Here is a 22,162-nt window from a genome sequence, read left to right as displayed (position 1 = left end):
GCACCCTCCTTGTAGGAGCGCACTTGTGCGCGACCGCCACGTTGGGCGCGCCGCTCCGTCGGCTGGTCGCGCACAAGTGCGCTCCTACAACAAGCGGACGCCGGCGACGGCGGGATGACGAAAGGCGCTCCAGTTAACTGGCCGCCCCGTGCTCCCCCAACCACTCGCCCGCAAACGCCGTCAACTCCGGATAAAACACCTCAAACGTCGCCTGCAGCGGGCGATCCAGGCCCATCAACACCGGCAACGCCTCCCCGACCGGATTGCTCCGGCTCAAGCGATGCGAAATCCCATCAAACGCCGCGCCCATTTCCTCGAGCCGCGCATAGCCTGCCGGCAGCGCGTGCGCCTCCATGTAATTGCGAAAGCGCAGCAGGCCGGGCGGCAGTAACGGCTCATAGCGGTGCAGCAGCTCGCGCAGGTGGGCCGAATAGGGCTCCAGCGAGTGATGACTCCAGCGCGGGAAATCGCGCGCAAGCAGGTGGTCGAACCACATGTCCAGCAGGATCCCGCCGTAACGGCGGAACGGCGCCGGCAGCAGCGCCCGCGCCTCTGCCACCGCAGGATGGCTATCGGTAAACACATCGATGGCCCGATGCAGGCGAATGCCCGTGATCACGCCCTGTGGCAAGGCTGGATCGGGCTGTCCATGGACGAAATCCCCCATGAAACCGCCCAGTTGCAGCAGCTCGTCGTCACCGGCCAGCAACGTGTGCGCAAGATGATTCATCGCGGCCGGCCCGAACGCCGAGGCCAGCTGGCGGTTATCATCTTGCTTATGAACCCCGTGATCATTCCCACCCAACCCGACCGTTTTCCGGAGCAGGCCTCCAGCTTCGCGCTGGAAGGGCCCGCCGGCAAGCTAGAAGCTGTGAGCGACGTGGCCGTGCCCGAAGAGGCACGCCGCGGCACCGCCATCATCTGCCATCCGCACCCGCTCCAGGGCGGCACCATGCACAACAAGGTGGTGACCATGGTAGAGCGCTCGCTGCGCGAGTCCGGGCTGGACACCGTGCGCTTCAATTTCCGCGGCACGGGCGAATCCGAAGGCACGTATGACCATGGCAACGGCGAGGGCGACGACCTGGCTGCCGTGGCGGCCTGGGTGCGCCGGACCCGCCCGGACGACGCCCTGTGGCTGGCCGGCTTCTCGTTCGGCAGCTATGTCTCCATCCGCAACGCGGTGCGCCTGCGCGCCGACGCGCTGATCAGCATCGCGCCGCCGGCCGGTCGCTGGCCGTTCGAGGACATCCAGCTGCCGACCTGTCCCTGGCTGGTGGTGCAAGGCGAGGAAGACGAAGTGGTCGACCCGCAGACCGTGTTCAACTGGATCGACGGCATGAAGCACAAGCCTGAACTGGTGCGCATGCCCGAAACCAGCCACTTCTTCCACCGTCGCCTGATGGATCTGCGCGGCGCCATCAAGCACGCCGTGCAGCCCTGGCTGCCGCCGCTGCGTCAGGACTGATGCTGCTCGACCTCCCCCCGATGCGATGCCCGGCGTCCCCACCTGGCATCGGTAGAGTCCGCCGTACCCATGAGTAATTCCGACCTGCTCGCGCCCAGTGCGCGTTATCACGAAGGTGTCAGCGCGCACCGCTGGGAGGCCGATCCGGCCCAGCAGGCCTTGCTGCCCGAGTTCGACCGCATGCATGCCGCCCTGCTCGCCGCCGCGGCGAACGGCAATGGCAACGGCTTGTTTGGACGTCTGAAATCGCTGCTGGGCAACGACACCCGCGAAGGCGTGCAGGGCTTGTACCTGTGGGGCAGCGTGGGACGCGGCAAGACCTTCCTGATGGATATGTTCGTGTCCAGCCTGTCGCCCGGCATGGCGTTGCGCCGTCACTACCATCGCTTCATGGGCKAGGTGCATGAGCAGTTGCGCGAGCTGGGCGAACGGCAGGATCCGTTGATCGAGGTCGCCGCCAACATCGCCTCGCGTTGTCGCGTGCTGTGCCTGGACGAATTCCTGGTCAACGACATCGGCGACGCCATGATCTTGGGCACGCTGCTGCAGTCGCTGTTCGAGCGCGGCGTGACCCTGGTCACCACCTCGAACACGGCGCCGGAGAACCTGTACAAGGAGGGCCTGCAGCGCGCGCGTTTTCTGCCGGCCATCGCGCTGATCGAAAAGCATTGCCGCGTGGTGCAGATGATTTCCTCGCACGACTGGCGATTGCGTGCACTCACCCAGGCCCCGGTATACCAGACGCCGCCGAGCGCCGAAGCGGAGCGCGCGCTGTCGCGCATCTTCACCACCCAGGCCGAAGGCGCCGTACAGGATGGTGGCGAGCTGATCATCAACGATCGCGCCATCCCGGTGCGCAAGCGTGCCCGCAACATCGTGTGGTTCGACTTCGCCGCGCTGTGCGAAGGCCCGCGCGCCGTGGCCGATTACATCGAACTGGCCAAGACCAGTCCGGCCGTCATCATCTCCAACGTGCCGCAGTTCACCATCTATACCGACGATGCCGCGCGACGCTTCGTGCAATTGGTCGACGAGTTCTACGACCGCCACGTGAAACTCATCCTGTCCGCAGCGGCAGCGATCACCGATCTGTACGACGGCGAGCGCTTGCGCGCGGAATTCGGCCGTACGGAATCGCGGTTGATTGAAATGCAAAGCGAGGAATATCTGGCGAGCGAACACCTGCCCTGATCGCCGGCACCCTTTGTAGGAGCGCACTTGTGCGCGAACGCCGACCGCAGGGCGGCCTATTAGGCCGCGTTCGCGCACAAGTGCGCTCCTACCAAGGGACGTTGCTGCTAACGTGATGCCTCCTCATCGGCCGGAACCGCCATGTCGATCCTGCTCGCCCTTGCCCTGCAACTGAGTCCCAACGCTGGCGCGGATTTCCACGCGCGCGTCACCCAGGCCAAGCTGGCCGAGGGCGCCGCCACGGGGCCGGCCTATCAGAAACAGATGTGGGATCGCATCGGCAATGCCACCACGGATGCGTACAAGAGCTGTCTGGCCGCCACCCAGCCGCCGGACAAGTCGCCTTTCACCCTGGTCGCCGACGTCGCTGCCGACGGGCGCTTGTCACGCATCGCAGTGCAGCCCGAGACACTGGTGGCGCAATGCATGGCCAGCCACTTCGCCAGCTGGACCCTGCCGCCACCGCCTGCCAAGCCTGCACCGTATCCTGTCGAAGTGGATTTCAGCATCAAACCATAGGCACGCACACCCCAAAGAGCCGTACCACTATTTGACAGATTGCGGTCCGCGAAGCGGCTGGAGTAGCCTCGCCTGCATATCGGGACACCAGTCCTTAGGGGGCAATCGGCGATGCGCACGACCACGGGATGGGGTCCGGGGCAGATCGCGGCTGGGCATCAGCCAACACCGCCTGCCGTGGAAACATCCCCGGAGCAAGCCGCCGCTTCGGCGGAGAGCCTGGCTGTGCCGGGCTTCGATGCCGTGGTGCGCCTGATGACGCGCACGCTCGGCGTTCCGCAGGTGGCGCTGGTGCTCAACAGCGGTGCGGCTTACTGGTTTGCCGATGGCAACGCCTTGCCGTCCGGCGGACCGCGCGCCTTGCATCCGCTGTTGCTGCAGGCAGCGCGCAGTCTCGCATCGCAGGTGGTGCTCGATACGCTTGCCGATGAACGCCTGCGCGACGACGCACTGCCACTGACGACAGGCCTGGGACCGATCCGCTTCTTTGCCAGCGAACCGGTCTGCACGCTCACCGGCCAGCACATCGGCGCGCTATGCGTGATGGACTCGCAGCCGCGCACTGCATTGAACGAGAGCGAGCAGGCCAGCTTGCGCGACGCCGCCTCGCTGATCGGCGCCGGCGTGGTGTTGCGCAGCTATCTTGGCCGCACCGATCCGATCACCCAGCTGCCGCATCGTTACGCGTTCTTCGACGATCTGCGCAAGCATCTGCACGAAGGCGTGCCGCATGCGTGGGTGATCGCCATCGACGTGGCGCCGGTGCAGCGTTTCAATGCATTCATCCGCGCCATGGGGCATGCGTACGCCGATGAGTTGATGCGCTCCGTCGCCGCACGCACCATCGAATGGATACCGCCCCAGACGCGCCTCTATCAGGTAGGCGCGACGCGTTTTGCCGCCGTGCTTCCCGATCATCACCTGCTCGATGACAGCACGCGCCTCGACGACCTGGTGGCGCGCCTGCGCCGGCCGTTCGATTGCCTGGGCATCCCGCTGACCATCCAGCCCGGCGTGGGCCTGCTCAAGATCCATGCGAACGAGTTGCGCGGTGGCGATCCGCTGCGCCTGGTGATGAACGCCTCGCATGCCGCGCAGCAGAGTCCGCGCGGCTGGGCGGTATACAACCGCATGCAGGACGAACAGCAGCGACAGGAATTCCTGCTGGTCACCGAACTGGCCGCCGCGCTGAACGAGCGGACCGAACTCGACCTGCACTACCAACCCCGCGTGGACCTGGACACCGGCCGCTGCATGGCGGTGGAAGCCCTCGCGCGCTGGCACCATCCCACGCTGGGCTCCATCCCTCCCGCGCACTTCGTCGCACTGGCCGAGCGTGCGGGCCTGATGCACTCGCTGACGCAATGGGTGATGGAGCACAGCCTCGCGCAGCTGGCCGCCTGGCGCCGTGACGGGCACGACATCAAGTTGTCGCTCAACGTTTCCAGCACCGACCTGGACGCCGACCTGGTCGGCCGCCTGCGCAGCGTCGCCGAGCGGCACAAGATCGGGCTCGATTCGCTGGAGCTCGAGTTCACCGAAAGCACGCTGATGGAGCACAGCGCCGTCACGCGCCGCCATCTCACCGCGATTCGCGAGCTCGGCGCCGGCATTGCGATCGACGACTTCGGCACCGGCTACAGCAATCTGGCGGCGCTGCGGCAGATGCCGGCCACCAGCCTGAAGATCGACCAGTCCTTCGTGCGCGGCATGGGCACCAGCCAGCACGACGAAGCGATCGTGCGTTCGGTGGCGGAGCTGTCGCGCAATATGGGTTTTCGCGTAGTGGTGGAAGGGGTGGAAACCTCGCACATCTACGAGAGCGTGCTGGGCATGGCCTGCGATGAAGCGCAGGGGTTTCATATTGCGCATCCCATGCCGTCCCATGATGTGCCGGCGTGGTTGACCGCGCATCAGGGCATGCCGTCGCGGCGCGCGGTTCGCTGGGGCCAATAGCCAGCCTTACCCTGTGGGAGCGCACCCTGTGCGCGACCGCGGAGATTCGATGTTCCTCTGTAGCCGAAGTCGCGCACAGGGTGCGCTCCCACAGGAGGTTCACGTCATGGGCAGGCCCAATTCTCCAGCCATCGCCTCGCGCATCAAATACTTCTGCACCTTCCCCGTCACCGTCATCGGAAATTCGTCGACGAAGCGCACGTAATGCGGCACCTTGAAATAGGCCAGGTGATGCCGGCAATAACTCTGGATCTCCGCCTCGCTGGACGCGCAGCCATCGCGCAGGCGCACCCACGCGCACACCTGCTCGCCGAACTTCTCGTCGGGCACGCCAAACACCTGCACGTCCTGGACCTTGGGATGGGTGTAGAGGAATTCCTCGATCTCGCGCGGGTAAACATTCTCGCCACCGCGGATGATCATGTCCTTCAGCCGACCGACGATGCTGCAATAACCCTCGTCGTCGATCACGGCCAGGTCGCCGGTGTGCATCCAGCGCGCCTCGTCGATCGCCTCGCGGGTGAGCTCCTCGTCCTCCCAATAGCCGAGCATGACGGAATAGCCACGCGTGCATAGCTCGCCCGCCGTGCCACGCGGCACGGTGCGTCCGCGCTCGTCCAGCAGTTTCACTTCCACGTGCGGATGGATGCGGCCCACGCTGTCGACGCGGCGCTCCAGCGGATCCTGCGTGGTGGACTGGAAGCTGACTGGACTGGTTTCCGTCATGCCGTAGGCGATGGTGATTTCGCTCATGTGCATATCGCTCACCACCCGACGCATCACCTCGATCGGGCACGGCGAGCCGGCCATGATGCCGGTGCGCAGCGAGCTGAGATCAAAGCGGGAAAACTGCGGGTGCTCGAGCTGCGCAATGAACATGGTGGGCACGCCATGCAGGCCGGTGCAGCGCTCCTCCTGTACCGCTTCCAGCGTGGCGAGCACATCGAAGCCCTCGCCGGGTATCACCATGCAGGCTCCGTGCGTGACACAGGCGAGGTTGCCCAGCACCATGCCGAAGCAGTGGTAGAACGGCACCGGGATGCACAATCGATCGAGCTGCGTCAGCCGCATCGCCTCGCCGATGAAATACCCGTTGTTGACGATGTTGTGATGGGTGAGCGTCGCGCCCTTGGGGGCGCCGGTGGTGCCGGAGGTGAACTGGATATTCACCGGGTCGTCGAAATTGAGCTGGCTTTGCACCTCGCGCATCTGCGCCATCGCAGCCTCGTCGGCGCAGGTGGCCAGCTCGCTCCAACGGCGCGTACCCGGCGCCGCCTGATCATCGAGCAGGATCACCTCGCGCAGCGACGGCAGGCGTTCGGACTGCAACAGACCTGCCTGCGCATGACTCAGTTCCGGCGCCAGCTCCATCAGCATGTCGAGGTAATGCGAGGTCTTGAAGCGCCGCGGCAAGACCAGCGCACGGCAACGGACCTTGTTGAGCGCGTACTCCAGCTCGTGCAGGCGGTAAGCGGGATTGATGTTGACCAGGATCAGACCGAGCTTGGGCGCTGCAAATTGGAGCACTACCCATTCGTAGCGGTTGGGCGCCCAGATGCCGATGCGGTCGCCGCGCTGCAATCCCAGCGACATGAGCCCGGCCGCAACACGCTCCACCTCGGCATGGAACTGCCGGTAGTCGAGCCGGATGTCCTGGGACCGCGCCACCAGTGCCGGACGCTCCGGATAGCGGGCGGCGATGCGGTCGAGCAGCGTGCCGACGGTATCGCCAAGCAGCGGCTGGGAACTGACACCATGGACGTAGCTCGCAGCGGGCATCTGGTCGGCCTCGATGGTCGGGGAATGAGCATAGCACTGGGGTTGTGGCCTCCATGGCGCCCGGCTTTCCCTTGTGGGAGCGCACCCTGTGCGCGACGCTCCTGGGCGAAACCTGTCGCCCGGCGAGTCGCGCACAGGGTGCGCTCCCACAACAACAACAAGCTGCCGAAGGCGTTAGGATCGAGCCACCATTCGTGGAGACACCCTATGCGCCTGACCTCGCTCGCCCTGGCTCTCGCAACCGTCCTCGCCGGTACCGCTCATGCCGCCGACACCACGCAACTCGTGCAAGGCGAGTTGCCGCAAGTCACCGCGTGGCGTCGCGACATCCATCAGCATCCGGAGCTGAGCAATCGCGAGACACGCACTTCGGCGCTCGTCGCAGCGCAATTGAAGAAGCTAGGGCTGGAGGTGCACACCGGCATCGCGCACACCGGTGTCGTCGCCATCCTCAAGGGCGGCAAGCCCGGTCCCAAGCTCGCGATCCGCGCCGATATGGATGCCTTGCCGGTCACCGAAGACGTCGATGTTCCGTTCGCCTCCAAGGCCAAAGGCGAATATCGCGGCAAGCCGGTCGGCGTGATGCATGCGTGCGGGCATGACGCGCACACGGCGATGCTGCTTGGCCTGGCTACGGTGCTGGCCGGCATGAGGAAGGACTTGCCTGGCCAAGTGATGTTCGTGTTCCAGCCGGCCGAAGAAGGCGCGCCCCCGGGCGAACAGGGTGGCGCATCGCTGATGCTCAGGGACGGTGTGTTCCGCGACTTCAAGCCCGACGCGATGTTCGGCATGCACGTGGTCAGTTCGCTCAACGTGGGCACGGTGGGTGTGCGTCCCGGTCCGGCCATGGCCGGCTCGGACTGGTTCAAGATGGTGGTGCACGGCAAGCAGACGCATGGCGCGATGCCGTGGAACGGCGTCGACCCCATCGTCACCTCCTCCGAAATCATCGGCGCGGCGCAGACCATCGTCAGCCGCAAGCTCAATATCGGCGACTACCCCGCCGTGCTCAGCTTCGGCATCATCGAAGGCGGCGCTCGCTACAACATCGTGCCCGACCAGGTGGAAATGCAGGGCACGCTGCGCACCTTCGACGCCGGCATGCGCCAGCAAGCCATCGATAATCTGAAGGATATTGCACAGCACATCGCGGCGGCCAACGGCGCGACGGTGGAAACGCAGATACCGGTGGGCGACAGCAACCCGGTGCTGGTCAACAATCCTGCGCTCACGGCACGCGTGAGCGACAGCATCGGCAAGGCGATCGGCAGCGATCACGTGATCGAGGCGAAGCCGTGGATGGCGTCGGAAGACTTTGCCTACTTCGCCAACGAGGTGCCCAGCGTGTATTTCTGGGTGGGCTCCACGCCGGTGGGACAGGACGCACTCAAAGCGCCCGCCAACCATTCCCCGAAATTCTTCATGGACGAAGGCGCCTTGAAGATCGGCATGGCATCGATGCTGCAGGCGACGCTGGACTATCTCAACGCACCTAAGTCCTGATCAAAACATGCGCCCGGTTCCCAGGCTCTCTGGACGAGCCTGGAAACCGGGCGACATGCCCTGCCCGTCGCCTTTCACAATCCCGGCGTTCGCGGCGTTTCTTTTGTGAACGCTCGCTTCCTTGCGCATGATCCTGCGGGACTCGCACCCCACACCCCGTCAGCGAAAAGTAAGCCAACCAGTACTTTTGTCACGGTCGCCGCCTGGGCGCGATACGCATACTCGGGGCTTACATCGATCCAATCCCCGGGGAATTGCATGCGCCGCCTTTTGACCTTGCTGTTGGCCGGCAGCCTTGTGCTGCTGCCTTGTTCCATGACCTTGGCCAAGGATGCGCCGCCCGACAAAGACAAAAAGGCCGCCAGCAAGGACGAGGACGTCCAGGCGCCGAGCACCGAAACTGCGGTGCGCACCAAGCACAGCGTCAGCATCAACGGCCATTCGGTGTCCTACACCGCCACCGCCGGTACGGTGATCATCCGCGACGACAAGGGCGAGCCGCAGGCCAGCGTGTTCTACGTGGCCTATACGGTGGATGGCAAGGCGGAGAAGCGGCCAGTCACCTTCCTCTACAACGGCGGCCCGGGTTCGTCGTCGATGTGGCTGCACATGGGTTCGTTCGGACCGGTGCGCATCGCCACCAACAGTCCCGCTGCCACCGCGCCGGCGCCGTACAAGCTGGTCGCCAACAGCGACAGCCTGCTGGACAAGACCGACCTGGTCTTTATCGACGCCGTGGGCACCGGTTACTCGCGTCCGCTCGGCAAGGCCGAAGGCAAGGACTTCTGGGGCGTGGACCAGGACGTCTCGGCATTCTCGCGTGCCATCCAGCGCTACGTGACGGTCAACAACCGCTGGAATTCGCCGAAATTCCTCTACGGCGAAAGCTACGGCACCACGCGCTCCGGTGCGCTGGTGGATGCGCTGCAGGACAAGGGCATGTCGTTCAACGGCGTGATCATCATGTCCTCCATCCTCAACTACGGCATGCGCATGCCGGGTTACGACGAGATGTATATCGGCTACGTGCCGAGCTATGCGGCGGCCGCGTGGTACCACAACAAGCTGGCCAACAAACCCTCTGATCTCAAGGCATACATCGACCAGGTGCGCGCGTTCGCCAGCGGCCCTTATGCAAGTGCGCTTGCCAAGGGACAAAACGTTCCTGCCGCCGAGGCCGATGCGGTGGCGCGCCAGCTCGCGGGGTATACCGGCCTCTCTGTGGAATACATCAAGGAATCCAACCTGCGCGTGGATCCGTCGCGCTTCCGGAAGGAGCTGTTGCGCAACGAGCGCCGCACCATCGGCCGCTACGACGCACGCTTCGAAGGTGTGGACGAAGACGCTGCCGGCGAGGTGCCCGACTACGATGCATCCGACACCGGCATCAGCGGCGCCTTCGTCACCGCGTTCAACGACTACATCGTCAACCAGCTCAACTACCACAGCGACCTGGACTACCGCCCGACCTTCGGCGACATCAACAAGTCGTGGGACTGGAAGCATCAGGCGGCCGGCATCAAGCGCCCGCTGCTGATGGCCTATGTTGCCGGCGACCTGGCGCATGCGATGCGCACCAACCCGCATCTGCAGCTGCTTTCGGTGAACGGCTACTACGACTTCGCCACGCCGTTCTTCAACACCGAATACGACATCTCGCACATGGACCTGGAACCGTCGCTGCGCGGCAATGTGCACTTCCTGTACTACCCGTCGGGCCACATGATTTATCTCAACACCGAAGCGCTGCAGCAGCTCAAGGGCGACCTGGCTCGCTACTACGACGCCACCACCCACTCCTGATGCCCAACGAGACGAACTGACATGCGCAAGCCTCACCTCGCTACGCTCGCCCTCGCCACCTTGCTCGCCCTGGGCACCCTGCCGCTGCACGCGGCCGACACACCCAAGGACGCGCCCAAGTCCGAACACGGCGACAAGGACAAAGACAAGAACGCCGACGAAAACGCGCAGCCCACGCCGCCCGAGCGCAGCGTAGTGACTAAGCACAGTGTGCGCGTCGGCAATCGCACCATCAGCTACACCGCCACCGCCGGTCGCCTCACCATCCGCGACGACAAGGGCAAGCCGACGGTGAGCTTCTTCTATGTCGCGTACACCGCCGATGGCGGCAAAAACAGCAAGCGTCCGGTGACGTTCTTCTACAACGGCGGCCCGGGCTCCTCGTCCATGTGGCTGCACATGGGTTCGTTCGGACCGGTGCGCGTGGCCAACGACGGCGACAAGCCGATTCCGCCGGCGCCATATCGCTGGGTGCCCAACGATCAAAGCCTGCTCGACAAGAGCGATCTCGTCTTCATCGACGCACCGGGCACGGGTTACTCGCAGCTCGCCGGCAAGACCGAAGGCAAGGACGTGTGGGGCGTGGACCAGGATGCCGAGGCGTTCACCAAGTTCATCACGCGCTATGTGAGCGTCAACAACCGCTGGAATTCGCCGAAATTCCTGTTCGGCGAAAGCTACGGCACCACGCGTTCCGCGGTGCTGGTGAAATCGCTGCAGGAAGCGGGCATGGAATTCAACGGCGTCGTGCTGATGTCGTCGATCCTCGATTTCTCCGTGGCGGCGCCGGGCATCGACCACGGCTACATCGTGAACCTGCCCACCGAAGCGGCGATTGCGTGGTACCACAACAAGGTGCCGAACAAGCCGGCCGATATCGGCACATTCCTCGCGGAAGTGCGCCGTTTCGCTTCGGGCGACTACACGCTGGCGCTGGCCAAGGGCGACACCATCGATCCGGCAGAGGCCGATCGCGTTGCCGGCCAGATGAGCCGCTATCTCGGCCTGTCGCCGCAGTACATCAAGGAAGCCAACCTGCGCGTCAGCCCCAGCCGCTTCCGCAAGGAGCTGCTGCGCAACGAACGCCTCACCGTCGGACGTCTGGATGGCCGTTTCCAGGGTATCGATCCGGATGCCGCCGGCGAGACGCCCGACGGCGATACCGCCAGCGATGCGATCACCGGCGCCTATGTCGCCGTGTTCAACCAGTACGCCACCACGGAACTGAAGTTCTCCGACGATCGCGCCTACCTGCCCAACAACTATGGCGCCATCGGCAAGAACTGGGACTGGAAGCGCAAGAAGAACGGCGGCTGGCTGCAGGCGACCTACGTGGGCGACGACCTGGGCGATGCGATGCGTCGCAACCCGCACCTGAAGGTGTTCTCGGCGAACGGCTATTACGATCTGGCCACGCCGTTCTACGCGACCGAGTTCGACCTCACGCATCTGGGGCTGGAAGCGGCCGAACGCAAAAACGTCACGTTCGGTTTTTATCCTTCGGGTCACATGATTTATCTTGACCAGACGTCCTTGCAGCAAACCAAGGCCGATCTGTCCCGCTTCTACGACGACGCCGCACCGTGACCAAACAGCCTCCCCCGCCTTCCCCCGAATCCACTGACGAAACACCGCAAGACCCCTCGCGACGCCGCCTGCTTGGCGGCATCGCGCTGGGCGGCGCCGCGCTCGCGCTCGGTGGCACGGAGGGATTGGCCGCGGCCGCACAGCCGTCGGCGTCGCCAGCCGCACCCGCTGCCATCGACGCCATGCTGCGCAAGGAAATCCAGCAGGTCGTGGTGATCTATCTGGAGAACCGCAGCTTCAACAACCTGTTCGCCAATTTCCCGGGCGTGGAGCAGCCGCTCAGCACGCTGAAGCCCGAGTCATACCTGCAGCGCGACCGCGACGGCGCCGTGCTGAAAGAGCTGCCGCCGATCTGGCATGGGTTGGCGCCCCACAAACAGACGGTGAATCACCGCGACTACCAGGTGATGCAGGATCACCTCACCGGTTTGCCGAACGCACCGTGGGCACTGCGCACGGGCGATGGCGAGCCGCTGCCGCATGGCGTGGTGACGCGCGATCTCGTGCACGCGTTCTACGACAACCAGCGCCAGATCAACGGCGGCAAGAACGATGGCTTCGTCGCCTGGGGCGATACCGGCGCGATGGTGATGGGCCACTACGACGACAGCGCCTCGAACCTGCGCCTGTGGCAGCTCGCGCGGCAGTACACGCTGTGCGACAACTGGTTCATGGGTACGTTCGGCGGCTCGTTCCTCAATCACCAGTACCTGGTGGCCGCGCAACCGCCGTTCTATCCGAACGCGGACAAGAGCCCCGCACAGTTCAACATCGCGGTGACCGAAAGCGGCAAGGCGAACGATACGCGCCTGAAGCTGGCCGACGATTCACCGCGCAGCGCGATGGATGGCAAGCCCAAGTACGCCTCGCGCAGCCAGCTCACGCCCGACTTCTGGGCCGTGAACACCATGATGCCACCGTACCAGCCGACCAGCACGCAGTCAGGCACGAATCCGCTGCTGGCCTCCGAAGACAGCCCGAACACGCTGCCGCCACAAGTCCACAAGAACATCGGCGACGTGCTTTCCGCCGCCGGCGTCGAGTGGGCGTGGTACGCGGGTGCATGGCAGCTGGCGCTCGACGGCAAGGGCGACGGCGACGAACACCAGTTCCCGCAGCGCCCGAATTTCCAGATCCATCATCAGCCGCTGAACTATTTCAAGAGCTTCGCACCCGGCACGGAAGCGCGCACCAAGCATCTGCGCGATGGCGGCGTGGGCGAAACCTCCAAGACCAATCGCTTCCTCGCCGACATCGAAGCCAATCGCCTGCCCGCCGTGAGCTTCTACAAGCCACAGGGCGACTTGAACATGCACGCCGGTTATTCGGATGTGGATACCGGCGACCGCCACGTCATGGCGATCGTCGACGCGATGCAGAAGTCGCCCGCGTGGAAGCACACCATGGTGGTGATCACCGTCGACGAAAACGGCGGGTGGTGGGACCACGTCGCACCGCCCAAGGGCGATCGTTGGGGACCGGGTTCACGCGTCCCCGCCATCGTGGTGTCGCCGCATGCCAGGAAGGGCCACGTCGACCATACGATTTACGACACCGGCTCGATCGCGCGCTTCCTCACCCGCCGCTTCGGCCTCGAAAAGCTGCCCGGCCTGAGCATGCGCGAACAAGCCATGATCGCCGCCGGCGGACCGCCGCCCGGCGACCTCACCAACGCCCTCGACTTCAGCGCGTAAATCTCCCCTGTGCGCGCCAATCCCTGCCAGCGGCGGGGCGTGTCGCGCACAGGGTGCGCTCCCACAAGAGCTGCTGCGACGACGCCACATCGGGCGATCACCCGAACGAACCACTCACATCCCCGGTGACATACTCCGCCCGTCATTCAGGGAGAGAGTCACGCCATGCGCCAGACAGTTCTGATCATCGCCACCCTAGCCGCCTTCGCCGCCACGGCCGCCCAAGCGCAATCGGGCCTGGGCAATATCGCCAACGACGCCCAGAATCGGCTGAAGAACTTCGACATCGCGGATAAGAACAAGGATGGACTGCTGACCAAGGAAGAGGCCGAGAAAGGCCCCGTCCCGTTCATCCGCGCGCACTTCGATGCGATCGACAAGGAGCACCGCGGCGTGGTGTCCAAGCAGGATGTGGTCGACTACGTGAAGTCGATGCAGCAAGGCCACCGCGCACCGGCGCCGGCGACGTCGACGCATTGATTGTCGCTCGGTGTTGAAGCGGTCCGTCCTTCGGGAAAAGACCGGTGTTCGCGCAGCGCCTCACAGCGATGATGACTTAACGCAAACCCTCGCTTCCACCGCAACGGCTCGTCTGTGGGAGCGCACCCTGTGCGCGACAGCCACGCCTGGGTGTATTGCTCCGTAGGTTTGTCGCGCACAGGGTGCGCTCCCACAAAAAAAGTGGCGCTCGGCAACGTTGATCACCATCCACGGACGCGCGTCAACCCTTGTAGGAGCGCACTTGTGCGCGACCGCAGCGCTGGGGTGCATCGCTCCGTTGGCTGGTCGCGCACAAGTGCGCTCCTACAAGGGAGCTGCTTGACCCAGCAACGTCGCGTTGTTCGGCCTTTGATCCGGCTCTTGATCCCCGGGGTCCCCGTATGACGCGGCGGGCGGGTGGAGGAAAGCCCGAAGGGTGGCCGCATGGAAGCGGCCAGTTTTTCGACAGGACAGGGATGTCCTGTCGAAAAACCCCGTAACCCGACCGCGCACCTGGAGGGCCGCAGGCCCGGAAGGCGCGTCATCCGGGGGGCCCTTTCTTTTGGTTACTTTTCTTTGGGCAAGCAAAGAAAAGTGACCCGGGCCGCGGCAGCGGCACGGAAGCCCGCGGCAGGCGAGCCAGGTCGCGATATCGCGACAATCGAAGACCGAAGCTACTGAATGACCAGCCATTCGGCAGTTGTGAAGCACTTCCGGCCTGCGCCGGGATGACGGGCAAAAGAAGACTGAGGCACCTCCAGACAACGAGGCAAGGTTGACCCCTCACCCCAACCCTCTCCCCAAAGGGGAGAAGGAGCCAAACCTCCGCCCCCAGGGTGACCTCCCACACCCGCGCCCCCTCACCCTCCAATGGCATACTCCCCCTTCCTGCTTTTGGAGCCTCCCCGATGCGCCCGTTCCACCTCCTCGCCTTCGGCGCCCTCGCGCTGCCGCTGAGCGCCTTCGCCGCCGACCCGCATTCCTATGCCCAGCCCGACCAGGTCCGCGTGACGCATCTGGATCTGGATCTGAAGGTCGACTTTCCGCACAAGCAGCTCGATGGCAAGGCCACGCTGAAGCTGGACTGGAAGGACGCCAAGGCGCAGTCGCTGGTGCTCGATACGCGCGACCTGAAGATCGCCCGCATCGAAGCGGTTGACGCCGCGGGCAAGACCAGCGCGCTGAAGTACGCGCTGGCGCCGCGCGACAAGGAGCTGGGCAGCAAGCTCACCATCGCCGCGCCGCAGCATCCCTCGCAGGTGCGCATCGTCTATTCGACCGTGCCGACCGCCTCGGGCCTGCAGTGGCTGCCGCCGGAACAGACGGCGGACAAGAAACTGCCCTTCATGTTCTCGCAGTCCGAATCCATCCACGCGCGCTCCTGGGTGCCGCTGCAGGATTCGCCGGCGATCCGTTTCACTTATGACGCCCACGTCACCGCACCGAAGGACGTGCGCGTGGTGATGAGCGCGATCAACGACGCGAACCATCCGTTGAACGGCGACTTCACCTTCAACCAGCCGCACCCGATTCCCTCCTACCTGCTGGCGATCGCGGCGGGCGATATCGCAGCGAAGGAAACCGGTCCGCGTTCGGCCGTCTATGCGGAACCCAGCGTGGTCGGCAAGGCCGCCAAGGAATTTGAAGACACCGAGAAGCTGATCAAGACCGCCGAGTCGCTCTACGGCCCGTATGCGTGGGGTCGCTATGACTTGCTCGTGCTGCCGCCGTCGTTCCCGTTCGGCGGCATGGAAAACCCGAACATGACCTTCGCCACGCCGACCCTGCTGGTTGGCGACAAGAGCCTGGTCTCGGTGATTTCGCATGAGCTCGCCCACTCGTGGTCGGGCAACCTGGTCACCAGCGCCGCGTGGCGCGACATCTGGCTCAACGAAGGTTTCACCACCTACGTGCAGGGCCGCATTACCGAAGCGGTGTACGGCAAGACGCTGGCCGACGAGGAAGCGCTGATTTCCGCGCGCGGCCTGGAGAAGTCCATCCGGGACAAGACCATTGCACCGAACGCGCAGCGCCTCGCACCCAAGCCCGGCATCGGCGCCGACGATTCGATCTCCGAAGTGCCGTACGACAAGGGCAGCTGGTTCCTTCGCACGCTTGAGCAGCGCTTTGGCCGAGACACGTTCGATGCCTATTTGAAGGGCTATTTCGCGCACTTCGCGTTCCAGAGCATCGACACCGAACAGATGCTCGATTACCTCAAGGCCAATCTGTTCGACAAGAACCCGGGCAAGATGAGCTGGGCCGACGTGCAGCAGTGGGTGTATGAACCGGGCATTCCCAAGGATGCACCGCTGCCCGATTCGCCGCGCTTCAACGCGATCGACAAGGAACGCGCCTCCTTCCTTGCCGGCTCGCTCGCCGCCGACAAGCTCGACGCGAAGAGCTGGAACACGCAGGAATGGATGTACTTCCTCGACGGCCTGCCGGACGTGACGCCGCTGGACAAGATCAAGCAGATCGACGCTGCCTGGCATCTCACCGGTACGCCCAACGCCGAGATCGGCATGCGCTGGTATAGCCATGCCATCGCTGCGGGCGACAAGGACGTGTGGCCGGCCGCTGCCGAGCACATGACGCGCATCGGCCGTCTCTACCTCACCATGCCGCTGTACAAGGCCTTCGTGAAGTCGCCGGAAGGCCTGGCTTATGCGCAGCAGGTTTATGCGAAAGCCAAGAGCGGTTATCACCCGTTGACGCAGGAAGCTGTGGAATCCGTGTTCGCCAAGGCGAACAAGGGCGCCAGCAAGTAAGTTCCGCGCGCGCCTCCTTGCAAAGGGAGGCGCGCGACGCCATCGATAGCTGCGATCCCCACCATTGGTTCACCCATGACTTCCAAGAAAGCGACGACCACCACGCCCGCTCCCACGCGCCCGCTCTGGCAGCGACTGGCCCTGCGCCGGCTAAAATTCCTCGGCTACGTGGCCGGTTTGCTGGTCGTGGTGCTGGGTGGCTCGTACCTGTTCGCACCACAGTGGCTGATGAGCGCCGACATCAAGCGCCAGATGATGGCCGCGCATGTCGAGAAGCACTCGGTGCAGGTCGGCGACACCAAGTGGGTGTACTACGAAGGTGGCCAGGGTCCGACCCTGCTGATGCTGCACGGTTTTGCCGCGAGCAAGGAAGTGTGGCTCAAGCAGATGGAATTGCTGACGCCGCATTTCCACGTGATCGCGCCCGATCTGCCGGGCTGGGGCGAGTCCTCGCGCGTCGAGGGCGCCAGCTACAACATTGACGCGCAAGTGGCGCGCCTGCAGGGCTTTGTCGATGCGCTGAACTTGCCGAAAGTCGTGCTGATCGGTCATTCGATGGGCGGCGCCATCGCCGGCGTCTTCGCCGCCGAGCACCCCGAGCATGTCGCCGAACTCGCCCTGCTCGATTCGTTCGGCCTGAAGACCAACGAAAACGAATTCTCGCGCGAAGCTCTCGCTGGCAAAAACCTGTTCGCCTTCGACAATCGCGAGCAATTCGCCAAGGCCACTGCCTGGGCATTTGCCAAGCCGCTGGATATTCCCGGTCGTTTCCAGGATGTGCTGATCAAGCGCAACCAGGAAAACCGCGCCTTCATCAACCAGACTTTCAACGAGCTGCGCGACCCGTCGCAGTATCTGTCGCTGCAGAACCGCCTCGACAAGCTCGGCATGCCGGTGCTCGGCCTGTGGTGCCATGACGACAAGATCGTCGACATCTCTGCGCTCGACAGCCTGCGCAACGGCCTGAAGAACGCCGCCGCCATCAGCACCAGCACGATGACCGGCTGCAATCACATGCCGATCATGGAGAAGCCGGACGAGACGGCGCGCATCCTTACGCAGTTCACGCTGTCGCACTAAGCTCAGTATCGCCGGATGGCTTTGCGTCATCCGGCCGTCTAGCGCTGTTCTACAGCACGCCCGGAATCAGCGCCTTGGTGCGCTGCATATAGCTCTCGTAAGCCGCGCCGAAGTTCTCGCGCATCCAGCGCTCCTCAAGTTTCAGCTTGAACCAGAACGACACGGCGACGATGACCACGCAGATCGCGCCGCGCCATTCGCCGATGGCCATCGCCGTGCCGAAGAAGGCCAGCAGCAGACCGGTGTAGATCGGATGGCGCACCCAGCGATAAGGGCCACTCTGGATCAGCTCGTGATCCTTCTTCACCTGCACCACCGAACTCCAGTTGCGTCCGAGCACGTAACGCGCCCAGCAGGCGAACGCGACACCGAGCATGGTAAGCAGCGCACCGAGTACCGCCACTGCATCGCCAGCCGGATACATGCGCGTGCCCAGCCACGTGCCGCGAAACCAGTCGCCGGGTCCAATCAGCGCAATGGCAATGATCAGCGGCAACCAGTACTTGAGCAGGCGCGGCAGGATCGGCTCCTTGCGCTGCGCTCCCTTGACCCGACGCCAGCCCCACAACCAGTACAGCGTAAAGATCAGCCACATGGTCTTGATGAACGGACCGATCGGCAGCTCCATGTCACTCCCCCTGAGTCCCCGGTGAGCACTCAGGTTCCACCCTTGGTCGCGTACGCGCAAGATGGCCCGCCGCGCGTCCCTGCGCAGACGGGCCCGTACTTACCTGGCGAATTGCAGATTGACCGGCGCTGCCGGCAAGGCATGCGGCTGGCTGCCGGTGGTCGGCACGCTCGGGTCGACCACCTCGAAGGCGAGGCCATCAGCCCATACCTCGCCGCGGTTCTGAAGCAGCAGGCCAAAGGCGATGTCGCGGGCATTGCCGGGCACGTCGAGCACCACCTCGAAGCGCTGCCACGGCTTGTCGCCTTGCGGTGCGCGATCTTCCATGTTGTCAAATGCCGCGGGCTTCTTGTCCGCGCCGTCGACGCGCATCCACAGCTGTCCCTTGCCCGCGTCCCTGGTGCGCAGGTAACCGGAGAACCGCACGCGCTTGCCTTGATACGCGGTGGCGCCGACGGTCTGCATCAACGTTGCGAAACCGTGGTTGTCGGTGGTGGCGCGAAGAAACGCGCTGGTCGCGCCTGACGTGCGGGTCGACGATTCCGTGCCGGTTTCAAAGTCGGTGGCAGCCGTCCCGTTGACGTAGACGAACCAACCGGGAGGCGCGGCGGCATGCGCGGCGCCGGCGAGGCCGGCAGCAAACAGCACGGCGGTTGCGAGCAGCTTTTTCATGGGGCATTCCTTGTCGTGGAGGGAGAGTGGGTACTGCTGACGTTCAACAGAAAACGATCGAGCTCACCGCCGGGAGGCGTGACATCCATCTGCAGCAACTCGGCGCGCGATGCACCGGCGTCGTAGCCCGCCATGGGGATGGCCGTGCTTGTCGGCGGATGGGGATGGCCTTGCCAGGCGGCCCACAGCAGCACTGCCGCGGCAATAGCGGCAGGCCACGCCGCGTGCCGGTTCCAGCGGCGAAACACGGAGGCCCGGTTGGCGGCACGCAGGATGCGCGCATCCATCAGCGGCGTTGGCGCCTCACGCGAGGCCTGGCGATAAAGCAGCAACAGGTCATCCATCTCATCGGTCATCGCCATGGCTGCAAAGCCTCCCGCAATTTCTGCTGCGCATAACGCAGGCGGCTCTTCACCGTTTCGCGCGTAGTGCCGGTGGCTATGGCGATATCCTCGAGGCTGAGTTCGCCTTCGGCCTTCATCAGGAACGCTTCGCGTTGCGGCAGCGGCAGCGCCTTGACGGCGGCGACCAAGGCTTTGCCCAGCGCGTCGTTGTGCAGATGACGGTCGGGCGCATGCAGCAGCGGCGCGGCATGGTGCTCGAGCGCGTCCTCTTCCTGTCCATGGGGATCGATCGCATCAGGCGCATGCCGACCCAGCGTGCGCCAGCGATCCGCCGCACGACGATGCGCGATGCCGAACAACCATGCGGCGAACGAAGCTTCGGGCTGAAAGTGTTCCTTGCCGTGCACCACGGCCATCCAGACGTCCTGGAACACTTCTTCGGCCTCGCTGGATTTACCCGCCAGGCGCAACGCATAGCGATGGAGCTTCTCGCGATAGCGTGCATAGAGGATGCGGAAGGCGTGCACATCGCCGTTGCGATAGCGCTGCATGCATTCGGCGTCGCTCAGCGATGAGCTGTCGGTGACTTGGCCGGCGTGCGGTTGCGACAGTTGCTGCTGCAGATGCGCAAGCGCCAGCTCGCAAGCTTGCGTCCAGTCCGTTGATGGCGCGATGGCGGCCGACATGGCGTCCTTTCCGTTGGCGATACTTTCATATTCGCCGGGAATGCCGGAAAGGGGTTAAACGAAAAGCTCAGTCCGCCACGTCGGCAATCAGACGATCGAGTTCGGTCTTCAGCCAGGCGCCATTGAGGCGCAACCAGTCGCGTTGCTCGCGCCATTCGGGGAACAGCAATTCCACCTGCGCCCAGAAACGCGGCGCGTGGCTGCGCACCTTGAGGTGACACAGCTCATGGGCGAGCACGTACTTCAAGGCGTTGGGCGGCGCCAGCGCCAGCGCGAGATCGAGGTTGATGCGATCGCGCGTGTCCAGGCTGCCCCACAGGCTCTTCATCGGCCGCACGCGCAATGCCGTAGGCGCCAGCCCCAGCTGCGGCACATAACCTGCCAGCCAGCGCGACACATCGCGACGGACCTGCGCTTCGAAATACGAAGCGAGCAAGCCGCGCGCCACCGGCACCGCACGCGTATGCGGTCGGGGGATCACCAGGGTGAGCGTGCCCTCGCCGGCTTCGACACGCGGATACGGACCTTCCGCCCAATCGAGCTGCACGGTTTCGCCGCGCAACGGAAACTCCGTGGGCGTACCCACGCGCAGCGGCGGCAAGGGCTTCACGATCAGATGCAACTCGTCGAGCTTGCGCTCCAGCCAGTCAGCGTGATGGCGCAGAAACGCGCTCACCTGTGCCGGATGCGTGCCATGCGGATACGACACGCGCGCACCCTTGGGCGTGACCGTCAGCCGCAACCGGCGCGCGCGCGGATGGGCGGCCTTGAGCACACGGATGGTGCTGCCGCTCGCGGTGGCCAGTTCCAGCCAATCGCCTTCAAGATGCTGCGTCATGTCCCCGCCTTAACTGCTTGGCGTCCAGGCCGATCGAGTTCCAAAGGACGACCAGTGTCCCAGAGGAAATGTGGGGGGAGCATGCAGGCTTCGCAAGGCGAAGCGATGACCGTCCCGACCGTACGGTCGGGACGGAAAACCCTGAACGGAGCGGCTCAGGCCTCAGCGGGACGCGGCAGGCCGAACCATTCCTCAAGCTTGCCCAGCAGGCGCTCGACCTCGAGGGTCAGCAGGGTGAAGGTCGCGTCAGCCTCGGCGGCTGCGTCGGGATGACTGTCGCCCAGTTCCTCGGTGATCACGTCCAGGAACTTGAGCTTGCGCACGATCAGGTCCTCGCCAAGCACGAAGCTCATGCGCTCATCGAAGGTGAGACCGAGCTGGAACACCTGCTTGCCGTTGCGCAGATGCTCCTTCACTTCCTCGCCATCGAGGTCCTGGCGGCGGCACTTGGCGATGGCGCCGGTGGCGGAGGCCGGGTCGCGCAGCTCCACCTCGTCGCCCAGCGCCAGCCCGGCCGGCAGGTTGCCGTTGGCCAGCCAGTCGGTCATGAGCACGCGCGGGCCCTCTTCCGGTGCCAGCGGGACGGCCGGGAAGCTGCCCATCGCTTCGCGGATCTGCGTCAGCGTGTTCTCGGCGGACTTGCGGCTGGAGGTATCGAGCACCAGCCAGCCGTTCTTCTTGTCCACGTAGGCGCGCTGGCGGGAGCTGCGGATGAAGGCGCGCGGCACCAGTTCGTTGAGCACGTCTTCCTTGATGCGCTTGCGTTCGCGGCCACCGACCTTGCGGCCCTCTTCTTCGGCGATCTTCTGAACACGGCGGTGAAGTTCGTCGTTTACCACCGAACCGGGGAGGAGCTTGTCCTCACCGCCCACGGTGACCATGGTGCAGGCATTCACTGCGTGGGTGAGCGGGGCTTCATCGCCCCGACCTACCGGCGGCACGAAACCCTTGGTGCCCATTTCCAGCGGGCCGCAGGGGCGCAGGCGATGGTCGCCCAGCGCTTCGTCGAGGCGGTTCAGGTCGTCGGCAATGGCGGGGGAAAAGCGGAACAGCGTGAGATTGCGGAAGAACATTCGGTATCCGTATTTTTTCTGCCGTCACCCCGACGAGGGCCGGGATCCAGGTGCGATGGGCATCGATGATGCCGCGTCGCCTTCTCACGC

The 22,162-nt window shown here is 64.6% G+C and carries 19 protein-coding genes; 11 read left to right on the top strand and 8 right to left on the bottom strand.

Translation table 11 applies throughout. The features are described 5' to 3' along the window. Positions 1-133 precede the first annotated feature (133 nt). The gene (locus AC1DKY_RS01640; protein WP_441602012.1) at positions 134-730 is read right to left on the bottom strand and encodes an acyl carrier protein phosphodiesterase; all 597 of its coding nucleotides are present in this window, start codon (positions 728-730) and stop codon (positions 134-136) included. A gap of 48 nt (positions 731-778) precedes the next feature. Between AC1DKY_RS01640 and AC1DKY_RS01635 the strand changes: the two genes are divergently transcribed. From AC1DKY_RS01635 to AC1DKY_RS01620, 4 genes are all read left to right on the top strand, one after another. Then, positions 779-1,468: an alpha/beta hydrolase gene (locus tag AC1DKY_RS01635; protein WP_441602139.1), complete on the top strand. Its 690-nt coding sequence runs from the start codon at positions 779-781 to the stop codon at positions 1,466-1,468. Between the two features lie 69 nt (positions 1,469-1,537). Further along, entirely contained in the window at positions 1,538-2,659 is a 1,122-nt protein-coding gene (gene zapE, locus AC1DKY_RS01630; RefSeq protein ID WP_477179872.1) for a cell division protein ZapE, read from the top strand. Positions 2,660-2,800: 141 nt separating this feature from the next. Next, positions 2,801-3,178 (top strand): peptidase C13, encoded by a 378-nt coding sequence (locus AC1DKY_RS01625; RefSeq protein WP_441602010.1) that lies wholly within the window; start codon positions 2,801-2,803, stop codon positions 3,176-3,178. Positions 3,179-3,355: 177 nt separating this feature from the next. After that, positions 3,356-5,134 (top strand): putative bifunctional diguanylate cyclase/phosphodiesterase, encoded by a 1,779-nt coding sequence (locus tag AC1DKY_RS01620; protein ID WP_477179871.1) that lies wholly within the window; start codon positions 3,356-3,358, stop codon positions 5,132-5,134. 99 nt (positions 5,135-5,233) lie between these two features. On the opposite strand, the gene AC1DKY_RS01615 is transcribed toward AC1DKY_RS01620, so the two are convergent. After that, positions 5,234-6,913, bottom strand: coding sequence for an AMP-binding protein (locus AC1DKY_RS01615; RefSeq protein WP_441602008.1), 1,680 nt, complete (start codon positions 6,911-6,913; stop codon positions 5,234-5,236). A 207-nt stretch (positions 6,914-7,120) separates the two neighbouring features. Here AC1DKY_RS01615 and AC1DKY_RS01610 point away from each other — a divergent pair, with 207 nt between their 5' ends. The 7 genes from AC1DKY_RS01610 (at position 7,121) to AC1DKY_RS01580 (ending at position 17,831) form a co-directional block, all read left to right on the top strand. Continuing rightward, on the top strand, positions 7,121-8,416 hold the full coding sequence (locus tag AC1DKY_RS01610; RefSeq protein WP_441602007.1) for an amidohydrolase: 1,296 nt from the start codon (positions 7,121-7,123) through the stop codon (positions 8,414-8,416). Between the two features lie 258 nt (positions 8,417-8,674). Then, on the top strand, positions 8,675-10,219 hold the full coding sequence (locus tag AC1DKY_RS01605; RefSeq protein WP_441602006.1) for a S10 family peptidase: 1,545 nt from the start codon (positions 8,675-8,677) through the stop codon (positions 10,217-10,219). Positions 10,220-10,240: 21 nt separating this feature from the next. Next, positions 10,241-11,806 (top strand): S10 family peptidase, encoded by a 1,566-nt coding sequence (locus tag AC1DKY_RS01600; protein ID WP_477179870.1) that lies wholly within the window; start codon positions 10,241-10,243, stop codon positions 11,804-11,806. After that, the gene (acpA, locus tag AC1DKY_RS01595; protein WP_441602004.1) at positions 11,803-13,500 is read left to right on the top strand and encodes an acid phosphatase; all 1,698 of its coding nucleotides are present in this window, start codon (positions 11,803-11,805) and stop codon (positions 13,498-13,500) included. Before AC1DKY_RS01600 ends, acpA begins: the two co-directional genes overlap by 4 nt. 165 nt (positions 13,501-13,665) lie before the next feature. Beyond that, on the top strand, positions 13,666-13,980 hold the full coding sequence (locus tag AC1DKY_RS01590) for an EF-hand domain-containing protein (protein ID WP_441602003.1): 315 nt from the start codon (positions 13,666-13,668) through the stop codon (positions 13,978-13,980). Positions 13,981-14,888: 908 nt separating this feature from the next. Next, complete coding sequence (locus AC1DKY_RS01585; RefSeq protein ID WP_441602002.1) at positions 14,889-16,751, top strand: M1 family metallopeptidase; 1,863 nt, start codon at positions 14,889-14,891, stop codon at positions 16,749-16,751. Positions 16,752-16,826: 75 nt separating this feature from the next. Continuing rightward, the gene (locus tag AC1DKY_RS01580) at positions 16,827-17,831 is read left to right on the top strand and encodes an alpha/beta fold hydrolase (RefSeq protein ID WP_441602001.1); all 1,005 of its coding nucleotides are present in this window, start codon (positions 16,827-16,829) and stop codon (positions 17,829-17,831) included. Between the two features lie 49 nt (positions 17,832-17,880). On the opposite strand, the gene AC1DKY_RS01575 is transcribed toward AC1DKY_RS01580, so the two are convergent. From AC1DKY_RS01575 to AC1DKY_RS01550, 6 genes are all read right to left on the bottom strand, one after another. Further along, on the bottom strand, positions 17,881-18,459 hold the full coding sequence (locus AC1DKY_RS01575; protein ID WP_441602000.1) for a methyltransferase family protein: 579 nt from the start codon (positions 18,457-18,459) through the stop codon (positions 17,881-17,883). A gap of 99 nt (positions 18,460-18,558) precedes the next feature. Continuing rightward, the gene (locus AC1DKY_RS01570; protein ID WP_441601999.1) at positions 18,559-19,131 is read right to left on the bottom strand and encodes a hypothetical protein; all 573 of its coding nucleotides are present in this window, start codon (positions 19,129-19,131) and stop codon (positions 18,559-18,561) included. Beyond that, on the bottom strand, positions 19,128-19,493 hold the full coding sequence (locus AC1DKY_RS01565) for a hypothetical protein (RefSeq protein WP_441601998.1): 366 nt from the start codon (positions 19,491-19,493) through the stop codon (positions 19,128-19,130). Before AC1DKY_RS01565 ends, AC1DKY_RS01570 begins: the two co-directional genes overlap by 4 nt. After that, on the bottom strand, positions 19,484-20,161 hold the full coding sequence (locus tag AC1DKY_RS01560) for a sigma-70 family RNA polymerase sigma factor (protein ID WP_441601997.1): 678 nt from the start codon (positions 20,159-20,161) through the stop codon (positions 19,484-19,486). The genes AC1DKY_RS01565 and AC1DKY_RS01560 overlap by 10 nt, the downstream gene beginning before the upstream one ends. Positions 20,162-20,228: 67 nt before the next feature. Beyond that, positions 20,229-20,999, bottom strand: coding sequence for a M48 family metallopeptidase (locus AC1DKY_RS01555; protein WP_441601996.1), 771 nt, complete (start codon positions 20,997-20,999; stop codon positions 20,229-20,231). 155 nt (positions 21,000-21,154) lie between these two features. Next, positions 21,155-22,072, bottom strand: a complete 918-nt coding sequence (locus AC1DKY_RS01550) for a recombination-associated protein RdgC (protein ID WP_441601995.1) — start codon at positions 22,070-22,072, stop codon at positions 21,155-21,157. Between the last annotated feature and the right edge of the window lie 90 nt (positions 22,073-22,162).

It is taken from the genome of Dyella sp. 01N448 (genome assembly GCF_056399225.1).
This window is presented reverse-complemented; position numbering and strand designations above follow the sequence as displayed.

Coding starts and splice junctions, on each gene's coding strand:
- AC1DKY_RS01580 (WP_441602001.1), top strand. CDS start 16,827: ATGACTTCCAAGAAAGCGACGACCACCACGCCCGCTCCCACGCGCCCG.
- AC1DKY_RS01610 (WP_441602007.1), top strand. CDS start 7,121: ATGCGCCTGACCTCGCTCGCCCTGGCTCTCGCAACCGTCCTCGCCGGT.
- AC1DKY_RS01605 (WP_441602006.1), top strand. CDS start 8,675: ATGCGCCGCCTTTTGACCTTGCTGTTGGCCGGCAGCCTTGTGCTGCTG.
- AC1DKY_RS01615 (WP_441602008.1), bottom strand. CDS start 6,913: ATGCCCGCTGCGAGCTACGTCCATGGTGTCAGTTCCCAGCCGCTGCTT.
- AC1DKY_RS01570 (WP_441601999.1), bottom strand. CDS start 19,131: ATGAAAAAGCTGCTCGCAACCGCCGTGCTGTTTGCTGCCGGCCTCGCC.
- AC1DKY_RS01555 (WP_441601996.1), bottom strand. CDS start 20,999: ATGACGCAGCATCTTGAAGGCGATTGGCTGGAACTGGCCACCGCGAGC.
- AC1DKY_RS01575 (WP_441602000.1), bottom strand. CDS start 18,459: ATGGAGCTGCCGATCGGTCCGTTCATCAAGACCATGTGGCTGATCTTT.
- AC1DKY_RS01600 (WP_477179870.1), top strand. CDS start 10,241: ATGCGCAAGCCTCACCTCGCTACGCTCGCCCTCGCCACCTTGCTCGCC.
- AC1DKY_RS01560 (WP_441601997.1), bottom strand. CDS start 20,161: ATGTCGGCCGCCATCGCGCCATCAACGGACTGGACGCAAGCTTGCGAG.
- AC1DKY_RS01625 (WP_441602010.1), top strand. CDS start 2,801: ATGTCGATCCTGCTCGCCCTTGCCCTGCAACTGAGTCCCAACGCTGGC.
- AC1DKY_RS01565 (WP_441601998.1), bottom strand. CDS start 19,493: ATGGCGATGACCGATGAGATGGATGACCTGTTGCTGCTTTATCGCCAG.
- AC1DKY_RS01550 (WP_441601995.1), bottom strand. CDS start 22,072: ATGTTCTTCCGCAATCTCACGCTGTTCCGCTTTTCCCCCGCCATTGCC.
- AC1DKY_RS01640 (WP_441602012.1), bottom strand. CDS start 730: ATGAATCATCTTGCGCACACGTTGCTGGCCGGTGACGACGAGCTGCTG.
- AC1DKY_RS01590 (WP_441602003.1), top strand. CDS start 13,666: ATGCGCCAGACAGTTCTGATCATCGCCACCCTAGCCGCCTTCGCCGCC.
- AC1DKY_RS01585 (WP_441602002.1), top strand. CDS start 14,889: ATGCGCCCGTTCCACCTCCTCGCCTTCGGCGCCCTCGCGCTGCCGCTG.
- AC1DKY_RS01635 (WP_441602139.1), top strand. CDS start 779: ATGAACCCCGTGATCATTCCCACCCAACCCGACCGTTTTCCGGAGCAG.